This is a genomic window from Exiguobacterium mexicanum, assembly GCF_005960665.1.
Classification (GTDB): domain Bacteria; phylum Bacillota; class Bacilli; order Exiguobacteriales; family Exiguobacteriaceae; genus Exiguobacterium; species Exiguobacterium mexicanum_A.
In genome coordinates this window covers 1,244,039-1,256,352 of record NZ_CP040676.1, presented here as the reverse complement: position 1 = coordinate 1,256,352, position 12,314 = coordinate 1,244,039, and the positions used below count along the sequence as shown (strand labels likewise).

Below are 12,314 nucleotides of genomic sequence, written 5' to 3'. Positions count from 1 at the left end.
TTCCCTTAGCCTGCACAACAAGATAATTTCGAAATATCTTTATCGAACGTAAGTGCAGCTAATTTTAGCCCTTCAGCCATTGTTAAATATGGTGCTAGGGTTTCTGTTAAATCTTCTATCGTTAAGCCAAATTTAACAGCTAATGATGCTGCATAGATGACATCTCCTGCATTCTCAGATACAATATGAACCCCTAATACTTTTAGTGTTTCTGCATCTGCTACTAGTTTAAATACACCGGTTGTTTCACGGTTTACAATTGCTCTTGGAACAGCATCTAAAGGTAATACAGATGTCTTCACATCATACCCTTTCTCTTTTGCTTGTTCTTCTGTTAAACCAACCGTTGCAACCGTCGGATTCGTAAACGTAACAGCAGGAACTACCGATAAATCTATTTTTTTGTTTAATCCACCAATAGCATTATCAGTAATAATTCCACCTTCATAGGCTGCTACATATACAAATTGTGGTCCTAAAGTCACATCTCCTGCTGCATAAATCTTTTCATTACTTGTTTGACCAAAATCATTGATTAGGATTTCATTATTTTTTCCAGTTTCAACACCTGCTGCACTTAAATTTAAAGAATCCGTATTTGGTTTTCTTCCAGTGGCAACAAGTAACTGATCTGATTCAATGACTTCTCTACTGCCATTTACTGTTACGTAAACCCTTTTTATCTCTCCACTTTGTTCAACACGCTCAAAAGTTGCCCCTTTGACAAGGTTTATACCCTGTTCAATTAACGCTTTTTCAACTGACTCTGAAATCTCAGGATCATACTCCTTTAAAAGTCGCTCACTTCTTTGCATAAGCGTTATTTCTGAACCTAAATGATGAAATAGTTGTCCAAGCTCCATTCCAATGTATCCTGAACCAATTACAGTTAATCGTTTTGGTATTTTCTTTAACTCAAGAAGTGTTGTACTAGTTAAATAGTCCATTTTTTCAAGTCCTGAAATTTGGGGCAACGAAGGCGATGCACCTGTTGCAATTAAAAAGCGTTTTGCAGATAACTTTGCCCCATTGACCTCAACCGTACTAGCATCAACGAATTTTGCTTCACCTTTAATTAAATCAAAATTATATTCATCAATTAAATCCATATATTTTTGATTCCGAAGTTCGCTCACCAATTTATCCTTTTGCGTGATTAAACTAGCTAAATCCACTTCTCCAGCGGATGTTTGTAAACCTATAAACGGATTGTCTTTTGATAAATGATTGATTTCCCCTGCCCTAAGAAGAGTTTTTGACGGAACACAGCCAATATTCACACAGGTTCCCCCAACCGTTCCACGCTCAATCATTCCAACTTTTGCACCGTATTCTATAGCTTTAATTGCCGAAGAAAAGGCAGCAGCACCAGAACCAATAATAAGAAGGTCATAATTGTCTTCATTAATTAACGCCACGTTTTCTAGTGATGATACTTCTTCAATTTCTCCGGCTTGGTAATTTGCTTCATCAATCGCCTTTATTGCACTTTCAACCTCAATATCATCGGGCAGTTCAAATACTGCTTCACCACGACGATAACTAGACTCAATATTTTTAGCACCTATCTTTTCAAGTGCTGATTCTACGTGTTTTTCACAACCCGTACAAGTCATTCCTGAAATGTTTACCTTAAATTTATTCATAAAAAAGCTCCTTTCGTTAATTAATCTCTCATGTTAATGTTTCTATTATTGGACACGAATGTAATTGCTTTTCATCTGGACATCGTTGTTTTAAGTCGTCTAACATAGTTTCAATTCGTTTTAAATCCTCTATTTGTTTTTGCACTTCCTTTTGTTTTTTAGAAACAAATTCGAACATATCTTGACAACGAACTTCATCTTTATCTACAACACCAAGTAATTTATAAATCTCGCTTAAAGAAAAACCAAGTTCCTGTATTCGTTTAATAAACCCAACACGCTTAACGTCATCATATGAATATATCCGATAACCAGCTTCCGTTCGGTGAGGTTCTTGTAATAAATTTTTTCGCTCGTAATATCTGATCGTTTCTTTATTAACTCCACATTTATCTGCAAACTCACTAATGCGATAAATCATCTTATTTCACCCCATGAATATTATAAACCGTGTACCATAGTACACGGTCAAGTAAACGTACGATTGCATCAAGAACACCCACTGATTCATAGTGATCGTGGATTCCAATACACCTCTAAGGCGTTCAAGCGTAAATTAGAGGCGGCAGGAATGACTCAAAGTATGTCACGGGTTGGTCGCTGTATTGATAATGGACCAATGGAATCTTTTTTCGGCACGTTAAAATGTGAAAAGTATTATTTACATATGTATCAGACCTTTGAAGAACTTAACATTGCCATAAATGAGTACATCTATTTTTATAATCACGAAAGATACCAAAAACGATTAAACGGCCTCAGCCCTAAAGAATATAGAGCGAAAGCCGCTTAAATCACTTTTATTATTTCCACTGTCTACTTGACGGGGGGCAGTTCAGATTATTTTTTAATAATTTATTAAACTCAAAAGGGCACTGAAAGTTTCGTTCTCCACTATGATATAGATTCCTAAACCAATAAAGACAATGGGTATAATCCATCTACCGTAATTCTCTAAGGTTTCAGAGACATGTTTAAAAGCTGCCAAACGATATCCAATAAAACACCAAATCGCAACCATAATAAAGAAAGTAATAACCGTTACTGCTAGTTGGTTCATGGTTAAAGTAGAGAAGAAAGGAACATATATTCCAATGTTATCTCCGCCATTAGCAAATGTTATAAATGCTACACTTAAAAAGACACTATTATACTTTCTAGAATTTAAACTTGAAAGAATTGCATTTTCATCCTCATCTTCTCCCTTTATAAACAACATAATCCCTAAATAGATTGGAATTAGTCCAAGTAATCCTACCCATTTCTCTGGAATTAACATAACTCCAAAAGTTCCTAAGAGACTAACTACTACTAACAAGGTAAAACCTAGATATTGTCCAATAATTATATCCTTAGGGGATATATGCTTATTCTCTGTCTGGTTACCTTTTAAACCTTCACTCGTTTTCACCTGTGCTTTTGCCTGTGAAAATAGCAGCATCAAAACAAAAATATCATCAATATTGGTAACTATAAATGCCCCTATTGCAGAAATAACGTTCAAAATTAAAGTCAATTACATCAACTCACTAACTGATTTTTTATTATATTTAGAAGTTATACTCATAATGAGTCCTTTTTAAAAAAGGAATTTCCATCTGTCTGGAAGAGCCCTTTTTAGCACTTTTTCCTTTATTCTTTCACTCTCATTAGTCGCAAACCATTTAGAGCTACTAGAAGGGTTGCGCCCATATCGGAAAGAATGGCAATCCAAAGCGTTAACCAACCTGGGATAACCAATAGTAAGGCAATAAATTTAATAGCAATTGCAAAAGTAATGTTAGCTTTGATGATATTAAGAGTTTTCCGGCTAAGTTTTACAGTGAATGGAAGTTTTCTTAAATCGTCTCCCATTAGAGCGACGTCTGCAGTTTCTAAGGCTGTGTCTGTACCAGCTCCACCCATTGCAATCCCAACTGTTGAGGCCGCCAATGCAGGTGCATCATTGACCCCATCTCCTACCATTGCTACGTTGCCATACTCGGATCTCAACTGTTTAATAAAGTCTAATTTGTCCTGTGGCATTAATTCTGCCTCTATATCAGATACTCCAACCTGCCCTCCGATAGCATTCGCAGTGCCTTTGTTATCACCAGTAAGCATAATTGTTTTTTTGATTCCAAGTTGATGTAACTTTTGAAGAATTTCCTTACTTGACTCACGAACTTCATCAGCAACTGCAATAACTGCAAGTATTTCTTTTTCGGTTCCAATAATCATGGCTGTCTTACCTTGATTTTGAAGAGTAGTAACATTTTGCTCTAAGTCTTTATCGAAATCATTAGTCAATAATTCCTTAAAGAGTTTCGGGCTACCGATGTAATAAGTCGTCCCGTTTACGATACCCTTTATACCCTTTCCTGTGATAGAAGAGAAATCCTCTACCTGTACGTCAGAATAATTAATGTTCTCCGCTTCTGCTTTTTTCATAATGGCTGAAGCAAGAGGATGCTGGGAACGATATTCTAATGCAGTAATGATGGACAGCAATTCTTTTTCATTTGCCTGCTTGTTCAACACATTAAAATCAGTTACCACTGGGACACCTTTTGTTAGTGTGCCCGTTTTATCAAATGCAATGGCCTTTAAGGCACCCATTTCTTCTAGATAAATACCGCCTTTTATAAGAACGCCCTTTTTCGCTGCATTCCCGATTGCTGAAACAATGGAAATCGGAGTGGAAATAACCAATGCACAAGGACAGCCGACAACAAGAACAGCTAATCCTTGATAAATCCATGTTTCCCAACTGCCATCAAAGAATAATGGAGGGACTATAGCGACTAAAGCTGCAATGACCATAATGACTGGCGTATAATATTTCGCGAATTTTTCGACAAATGCTTGAGATGGGGCACGTTCTCCCTGTGCTTCCTCTACAAGATGAATAATTTTTGCAATCGTTGTGTCTTCTACCAGCTTAGTTATTTTTACCTCAAGCAAGCCTTCTTCATTTAAAGTACCTGCAAACACTTCATCATCAACCGTTTTCGCAACAGGAACAGACTCGCCCGTAATGGCCGCCTGGTTAACAGCCGAATAGCCGCTTACTACAGTCCCGTCCATGGCAATCTTCTGGCCGGGTTTCACGATCATAATATCACCAATGGCAATGTCATCCACATGGATCATCATTTCTTGTCCATTTCGTCTAACGAGTGCCTCTTTTGGTGCAATATCCATTAATGAACGAATGGATTGTCTTGCTTTATCCATAGAGAATCGTTCAAGAGCTTCACTAATCGCAAAGAGAATGACAACAATGGCCACTTCTCCCCATTCCCCAATGATAGCGCCACCTATAACAGCCACTGTCATAAGGGTTTTCATGTCAAACTCAAAGCGAAACAAGTTTTGCAAACCGACTTTGAAAAGCGATAATCCTCCGATCAACATGGATGCTAAAAATAATAATGTAGTAACGAGGTTCTCTTCCCCATTCACACTCTGGGACAGGTAACCGAACGCAATCAATAAGGACGCAAAGAGCAGCGTACTGTGCTTTTTATAAAATGGCACTTTATCTTCTTTCGTATCTTCTTTTACCTCTTGTGATGCTTGGCGAGCAGATTTTTCAGGTGTCACTTTGAGATTCTCAAATGCACCTGCTTTTTCTAGTTCTTCTATCGTTGCATTACCATAAACAACAATTTTAGATGCACCAAAATTTACTTTTGCATCCTCAACTCCAGATAGCTGTTTTACATTTTTTTCGAATTTACCCGCGCAGTTTGCGCAAGTAAAACCTTGTACACGATAGGCCTTCATTTCTTGTTCAGATGTTATTGCCTTTTGATCAGACATTGACATTCACTTCTTTCTTATGTTCTAGTACAATCATCATTATTTGTCTAATATGTTCATCGTCTAACGAATAAAACGCTAGTTTTCCTTCTTTTCTATATCTTACAATCCCCTGCTTATGAAGGGTCCTTAAATGATGAGAAGCATTTGCCACCGTAATACCAATAATATTTGCTATATCACACACACATAACTCTTCATCTTGACACAAAGCATAGGTAATCTTTGCCCTATTTTCATCCGCAATTGCTTTTAACATTTGGGCAACACTAACAATATCGATTGTTTTTAAATCACCTTGTATTCGATTGACCTTTTCCTCGTCATAACAAAAAATTTCACAAGTATCTTTCTTATTCACATTATCACCCCATTGATATTCAAGTGTTCACTTGAATATAGTATATACCTTTCCTTGGTCAATATTCAAGTGAATATTTGAATGAAAAACATAAAATGATTTTTCTAATAGTAATTCCCGTTAACGAACGTTAGAAAGACATATTTGTTTATCTTTTCACAAAAAATGAAAAGGGCTTTAAATAGTCCTTTTCATTTTGTCTTAATTGTCCATTAACTCATCTTTTTATCAATGTTCGTTTTTTATATTTGATGAGTAAGCAAACGAACAGAGGTCCTTAATGATGAAATTGGATATACACGAGTCTCAAACAACTTGGATTCACAGTCAGATAAATAAAAGAATTGGTAATACTGAAACTATTCATTCAAAGAGAAAGGAAATGAATTTCACTTACTCAGCCGCACCTCAAGCTATACCTTTATTTTCCTGATGTTCCCAATAGAGCAGTTCCTCTACAGTAGAGAACACAGAAAAAATACTTACGACAGAGGAAAAACATCAAGACGTCCGAGCCGGGCACCACGGAATCAAGTGCGGCGACTATTACAGAAGGACCTGTCGATATCAAATATGGGGATTGCGAGTATTGTGCGTCCACGAATGAGCATTGTAAATTGATCCGTGTCACGTCAGACGGTCGTTAAGGTTTCAGGCGTCGAATACAGTAAGCTCGACAGGTGACATGTTATCCGTAAGGACGGCGGCGCGATTGACTTTAAAATGATCATCACATATCTAGATACGAAAACTTATATTACATCACATTACCAATACACATATACGGTCAAAAGAAATGTGGTTACCGACTCGTTCGACAAGGTCAATCCGGACGAGTTGAACGAGGCACTCACAGAAAGTGAGTTGGAATCCCCAGCCACGAACGAGCCTGCTGGTAATGAGATACGGTTGGAGACGGTCAGGTGACGATTCAATAGGCGAAAGACGCCGGTTTCACGATGCCGATAATGAGCGACCATTGGCTTTATCCTTATATGCGTGATAACGACAATGACGGGATGGTCGGGGAATGATTTCAACCCAAAAATTAAAACAATGATGATTGTAAAAAAGACATTCTCCATTTTTTAAGAGAATGTCTTTTTATATTCTTCCGTTTGTCAATTTAAGCTAGACAGATCGACTCCATTCAGGTGACTCAAAAATGCCTCCAACGGTGTGCGGTAATTCAGTGACTTTCTTGGGATGTTATTCCGCTTGTCGGCCACCGACGAAATGAATGTTTGATCCACCTGGTTGAAGTCCATTTCCTTTGCCAAGCCGTCTTTCCGCAGGAGCCCGTTGGAGTTTTCATTCAAGGCGCGCTGAGAAGGCGTGCCGGGATCCGCAAAGTAAATCGAGACGTCGTGCCGGTTGCACAACGGTTTCCAATTGGAGAATTCCTTGCCGCAATCAAACGTGATGGATTTGAACAGATTTCTCGGGACCCCTTGGAACCACTGGTTCAACGCAGTTTCAATATCGCAAGCCTTGCGTCCTGCAGGCTTCAGGGCGATGATGACTTTCGTCAGCCGTTCGACCAGCGTGATCACCGCACTTTTGTGGCGGGCACCCACAATGGTGTCGCCTTCGATATGCCCGAACTCTTTTTTGAACGACGGGTTGTCGGCTTCCCGTTCGGAAATATGGCGTTTGAACGCCTGTTTTCCCCGGCGTTCCTGGTGTCCATTGGGTTTCCGTTTTCCTTTCATCGGCAGCGTGGCGGCGTCAAAGACCTGATTTTTGAACATGCGATAGATGGTGCGCGCGGAACAATCGATGGCCGTTTCTGCCCGGCCGACAATGACATCCGGCGTCCAGCCCTGCGCCACCTTGTCTTGAACATAGGCCACTTGTTTCTTCGGCAGGACAATCTTCCGCCAGCCGCAGCGTTTCTTATTTTTCTTGTATTGCGTGTAGAAGTCGAGCGCTGTATGTCCTGATTTCAGGAAATTGATGACGTTGTAGATTGGATGCCTGGAACGGTTCATCAACTTAGCAATGATCGCTACAGGTATATTTTGGCGGTGGTAGGATTCTATCATCACCAGTTCATCCGTGGTAAGATGGGTGTAGGTCATTCGTAATCACTCCTATGTTTTTCTTTGGTCGGAAAATACATTGTGAGTGTACCACGAATGGCTTTTTCAATTGTCTAGCTTAATTTTACAATCGGCGAAAAAATAAAAAGTGTGCAATTAGTGTGCAATGGGTGATTACTTACCCTCTACAAACGTCTCTGTTGAGCGTCTTTTTGGACGTAAACCATAATACTGGTAGTATTGCGTCTCAATATTTCCGTTGTACAGCTTACGGCGTTTCGTCGCTGGACGGCCGTACGCCTTCTCGAAGTCCTCATAGCTCGTCAACATGTAGACGCTATAGCCCGGATACTTGGCGAACTGCTGGCCGATCCGCTCGTACAGGTCGATGATCTCTTCCTCGGTCTGCAACCGTTCGCCGTATGGCGGGTTACCGATGATGACACCGTACTCTTCTTTCGGCTTCAAGGCAGCCGCGTCACTGTGGACGAACGTGATCGCGTCACGGACGTCGGCGAGCTCGGCGTTATCCTTGGCGAGCTTGACCATGCGTGGGTCGAGGTCGATGCCGTAGATTTTGAGCGGTTTGTCCCACTCCGCTTTCTCGTTCGCTTCATTGATGGCCTCATACCAAGCTTTCTTCGGTACGCACGGCCAGTCTTGTGAACAGAACTCACGGTTGAGACCAGGTGCGATGTTGCGACCGATGAGCGCCGCCTCGATGGCGAGCGTCCCAGAACCGGTGAAGACGTCGTAGAACGGCATGTCCGGCTTCCAGTTCGTCAGCTGGATCATCGCCGCGGCCATCGTCTCTTTGAGCGGTGCCTGTGAGTGGAGCTCACGGTAGCCACGACGGTGAAGCGCGTCACCTGACGTGTCAATCGTGATTGTCGCCACATCTTTCAACAAGGCGACTTCGATTGGATAGTACGCGCCTGTCTTCGGAAGCCACTCGCCCGGCTTGTCGTATCCTCGTTGCATCGCGTCGACAATCGCCTTCTCCGTGATTTTCTGACAGTCGCGGATCGAGAACAACTTCGACTTGACAGAGCGGCCGTCGACGATGAACCGGGCGTCCCACGGCATGAGATCCGTCCAAGGCAGCTCGACGACACCATCGAACAGTTCCGTGAACGTCGTCGCCTTGAACTCGGCGACGACGAGCTTGACGCGGTCTGCCGTTCGGAGCCATAGGTTCAATCGCGGAATGTCTTCCATTTCTGCGTCGATATATACGCGTCCGTTCTCGACCTCACACGTGTAGCCGAGGTCGCGCACTTCTTTGGCGACGAGCGCTTCGATGCCCATCGCTGCGGTGGCAATCAGTTTTCGTTTTGCCATACTATCCCTACTTTCTATAAGTGTTACTCCTAAAATGGTCATGTAAAAAGGAGCTCAAGTAGGATTGCTTGAACTCCTGGTCAATGTTAAATGAGAGACTATGCTGCCCTATAAGCCATGTTCTGTACTCCGGTGCTCATAACGGTCTCCCTGGCACGATGGAGTGACAATCATCTATCTGCGCCGATTGGCGCCTTCCGTCCCGTTCGGTTCCAGTCAGGAAGTTCCCCTACCATAGTTTGGGTTTCTCGCTCGTGGGGTTTACCTCGTTCCACTCTGAACGTTTCCGATCAGACTCCGTCACTGTGGCACTTTCAAGAAGCTTGCACCATATCCGAGGACTTAGGTGCTTCTTCTGCCGTCAACTTGCGTTGCCTACACTTATCTTTTCGTGTAGCACGATCACTACAGCCATCACAGGCTGTGCGAGCATGGACTTTCCTCAAGACTTGCGTCCCGCGATTGCCCAGACCTCATAGTCACTTTACCCATTGTAGCGGATAACCCGCGAAATGACAACCGAGAACCTGAACTTGATTTTCATGGGCGTCAGCGCTAAAATAAGGCGTGTTCCATTGAACAAGGAGGGATTTTGATGCGTCAAGATGCAAAAAACGGTTGGATTCAACGACTGACCTATGTGATTGAAATCGATGACATTAAAGCGCTCCACCCGAACAACGGCGTGTTCGCCTTCTACCGGAATAATCGACTCGTTCGAGGATTCGAGCCGTTTGACATCAAAGCACCAAATGAATTGTCCAAACGTTCGTATCACTTCGACCATCATAACTTGGCCCACTTACAGGAACGTTTTCCTGAATCAATCCCGACGTTCGACGCGTCGACACAGACACGTCGCGCCTGGAGCGACGACGTCCGCGTCGGCCTCTGCGAGATCATCGTCGACGGGAAACTGAGTTTTGAACATATCGACGATAACGGCAACGTCTTAGAAGCGAATATCCGTTGGAGTGGTGAAGCCATCACGAAAGCATAAATCAACACCCGAAGCCAGCACTGGCTCCGGGTGTTTTTTTATGTCGATTCCGCCGAAGTGTCCGTCTCGACTTGAACCGGTTGCGGCGCATATTTGACCGTCACCACTTTTTCAGTGACGTCGGTCGGCTTCAACAGCACCGTATAGGCCGATTCCGTGTCACCACGAACAGGGAACTTGCCCGGTACATGAAGCGCCTCATAAACGATTTTTTTGTTCGCATCGAGCACGGTGACGATCCCTTTTCGAGTTGTCGCCAATTCGAACATACCGACTTCTGTAGCTTTAATCGAAACCATTGTCTTAACCGGACTAATATAAGAAAATGAGCGAGTAAAAGAGCGTTTATACTTTCCATCGGTTACTGCACCTTGCAAGGTATACTTTCCAGAAGGTAACCAGTCACCAGCTGCATACATTGTAAACGGTGAATCTGAAATTGAAAGAGTCTTAACTTTTCGAGTTCCCTGATAAAGTGCATACGTTGATTTTAAGTTCTGTTTCTTCATAGTCGTCATTCTTGCTTCCTTAACGTAGTTACTTTTAATTACTAAAGGTGCCGTAATGGTAATCGGTCTCGGTGTGTGATCGAGGAGCCGCTTCGTGTTCAACTCCGTATATGTCTTACCACTAGCCTTTGGCATCTTTTGAATCAAGCCTTCCACTTCGGCCGGTGTCAAGAACGGATTGACCGACTTGACAAGCGCGAGACCCGACGATACCATCGGCGCGGCCATTGACGTGCCGTCCATATAAACAAAACTATTTTTCACTCCGAGTGAGAGGACATTCACGCCTGGTGCAACGATTTTGACTTGGCTACTCATATTGCTGAAGTTAGCGACGCGATGGTTCGCATCAATCGCCCCGACCGCGATGACTTCCTTCATATTGGCCGGGAACGAGACGGTCTTCTTCCCATCGTTTCCGGCCGACGCGACGATGATGACTCCTTTAGCTCGGGCCCGGCGAATCGAATCGGCAAGGACTTGATCGTAATCTTGTCCGCCGAGCGACAGGTTGATGATGTTCGCCCCCTTCGCCACGGCCGTATCAACCGCTTTGGCGACGGTCCAAGAATCCGTGTACTCCGAGTTTTTCCCATAGAAGACGTTATAAAAATGATAGCGTACGTTCGGAGCAAGTCCGGCCATCCCAAACTTGTTATGACGACCCGCCATGATGCCGGCCGTATGCGTCCCATGATAATCGACGCTGTATGGCCCTTTCATCGAATTGACGACGCGAGGGACATTATAAAGTTCTTTATGACTACGGTCTGCCGACGAGTCAATCAGAGCGATTACGATGTCTGAAGCACCACGCGTCGTGTTCCACGCCAAATCGGTGCCTGTTTGCTTGATATAATATTGGTTCCCAACCCTCGGCTCGGCCACGACGTAACCATGTTTCTCCAACACGACCGGTTTCGCCGCGTCCACCGACGTCGGCACGAGCAGCGCAAGCGCCGCCATAAGCATCATTTTCTTCATCGCCTACCGCTCCATTCCAAACTTCCTAAGATACCACCATTATCTCAAATTACGGAATCAATTTCCCTTTTTTTCTAAAAATAGATTGTGACATTTTTTCGACGCTCACCAATAGCTCGGTTCGTCAGGCTCATCCATCTCATAGTCGACAATCTTTCCGATGGTCAAATACGTATAATAACGCGCCAGTTCCGTCCGATACGGATCGGGTGTGAATCCGTCGAGGTCCTCACCGAGCGGAGATCCATCAATCGTCTCGAACTGTTGACAGAAAAACGATTCCGTCTCTGTGTCCCAGACGATATTGTCGCCGATATATCCACTACCGAACCGAATATAGTCGATGATAGAAGGGACGATCACCTCGGCCGGGAGCCGTTCACTCATCCGGCCGACCAATTCATAGCGGTCTCGGTCGACATAGTCGGCCTGGTCGAGGGACGTACATTTCAATACTTCCTTGCTGATTTCAATCAATACGACGTAATCCCCCGGTTCGATCGATAACTTCATCTCATCACCTCATCTCAACATCCGCGTAGCTCTATCATATTCAAGTATTCGCAATCAATCCATGAAATCCTGTTTGCCTGTAAAATTTTCCATCTGGTCGATTCATACAACATG

At 43.1% G+C, this 12,314-nt stretch carries 10 protein-coding genes, 1 other RNA gene and 2 pseudogenes; 3 read left to right on the top strand and 10 right to left on the bottom strand.

Annotated features, from left to right (window positions below):
* Positions 1-5: 5 nt before the first annotated feature.
* Both merA and merR read right to left on the bottom strand, forming a co-directional pair.
* The gene (gene merA / locus FED52_RS06870) at positions 6-1,646 is read right to left on the bottom strand and encodes a mercury(II) reductase (RefSeq protein WP_002440486.1); all 1,641 of its coding nucleotides are present in this window, start codon (positions 1,644-1,646) and stop codon (positions 6-8) included.
* Between the two features lie 28 nt (positions 1,647-1,674).
* The gene (gene merR, locus FED52_RS06865; protein WP_001863748.1) at positions 1,675-2,067 is read right to left on the bottom strand and encodes a mercury resistance transcriptional regulator MerR; all 393 of its coding nucleotides are present in this window, start codon (positions 2,065-2,067) and stop codon (positions 1,675-1,677) included.
* Positions 2,068-2,145: 78 nt separating this feature from the next.
* On the opposite strand from merR, the pseudogene FED52_RS06860 reads away from it, so the two are divergent.
* Positions 2,146-2,439: pseudogene (locus FED52_RS06860) on the top strand (transposase); the annotation flags it as partial.
* Positions 2,440-2,493: 54 nt separating this feature from the next.
* Here FED52_RS06860 and FED52_RS06855 read toward each other — a convergent pair.
* From FED52_RS06855 to cadC, 3 genes are all read right to left on the bottom strand, one after another.
* Entirely contained in the window at positions 2,494-3,162 is a 669-nt protein-coding gene (locus tag FED52_RS06855; RefSeq protein ID WP_138859387.1) for a CadD family cadmium resistance transporter, read from the bottom strand.
* A 116-nt stretch (positions 3,163-3,278) separates the two neighbouring features.
* Positions 3,279-5,450, bottom strand: coding sequence for a heavy metal translocating P-type ATPase (locus FED52_RS06850; RefSeq protein ID WP_138860300.1), 2,172 nt, complete (start codon positions 5,448-5,450; stop codon positions 3,279-3,281).
* Positions 5,443-5,811: a Cd(II)-sensing metalloregulatory transcriptional repressor CadC gene (cadC, locus tag FED52_RS06845; protein ID WP_003322301.1), complete on the bottom strand. Its 369-nt coding sequence runs from the start codon at positions 5,809-5,811 to the stop codon at positions 5,443-5,445. The genes FED52_RS06850 and cadC overlap by 8 nt, the downstream gene beginning before the upstream one ends.
* Before the next feature lie 690 nt (positions 5,812-6,501).
* Between cadC and FED52_RS13985 the strand changes: the two are divergent.
* Positions 6,502-6,845 (top strand): annotated as a pseudogene (locus tag FED52_RS13985) (DNA/RNA non-specific endonuclease); the annotation flags it as partial.
* An 87-nt stretch (positions 6,846-6,932) separates the two neighbouring features.
* Here FED52_RS13985 and FED52_RS06840 read toward each other — a convergent pair.
* The 3 genes from FED52_RS06840 to rnpB all read right to left on the bottom strand — a co-directional run bounded on the left by FED52_RS06840 (position 6,933) and on the right by rnpB (position 9,668).
* The gene (locus FED52_RS06840) at positions 6,933-7,892 is read right to left on the bottom strand and encodes an IS30 family transposase (RefSeq protein ID WP_138859386.1); all 960 of its coding nucleotides are present in this window, start codon (positions 7,890-7,892) and stop codon (positions 6,933-6,935) included.
* A gap of 135 nt (positions 7,893-8,027) precedes the next feature.
* Complete coding sequence (locus FED52_RS06835; protein WP_138859385.1) at positions 8,028-9,194, bottom strand: THUMP domain-containing class I SAM-dependent RNA methyltransferase; 1,167 nt, start codon at positions 9,192-9,194, stop codon at positions 8,028-8,030.
* Positions 9,195-9,300: 106 nt separating this feature from the next.
* An RNA gene (gene rnpB / locus FED52_RS06830) (RNase P RNA component class B) lies at positions 9,301-9,668 on the bottom strand.
* 121 nt (positions 9,669-9,789) lie between these two features.
* On the opposite strand from rnpB, the gene FED52_RS06825 reads away from it, so the two are divergent.
* A complete protein-coding gene (locus tag FED52_RS06825; protein ID WP_034777681.1) occupies positions 9,790-10,194 on the top strand; it encodes a hypothetical protein in 405 nt (134 codons plus the stop codon).
* A gap of 38 nt (positions 10,195-10,232) precedes the next feature.
* Here FED52_RS06825 and FED52_RS06820 read toward each other — a convergent pair whose 3' ends face one another.
* Complete coding sequence (locus FED52_RS06820; protein ID WP_138859384.1) at positions 10,233-11,687, bottom strand: S8 family peptidase; 1,455 nt, start codon at positions 11,685-11,687, stop codon at positions 10,233-10,235.
* A gap of 105 nt (positions 11,688-11,792) precedes the next feature.
* Positions 11,793-12,200: a hypothetical protein gene (locus tag FED52_RS06815; RefSeq protein WP_138859383.1), complete on the bottom strand. Its 408-nt coding sequence runs from the start codon at positions 12,198-12,200 to the stop codon at positions 11,793-11,795.
* Positions 12,201-12,314 lie beyond the last annotated feature (114 nt).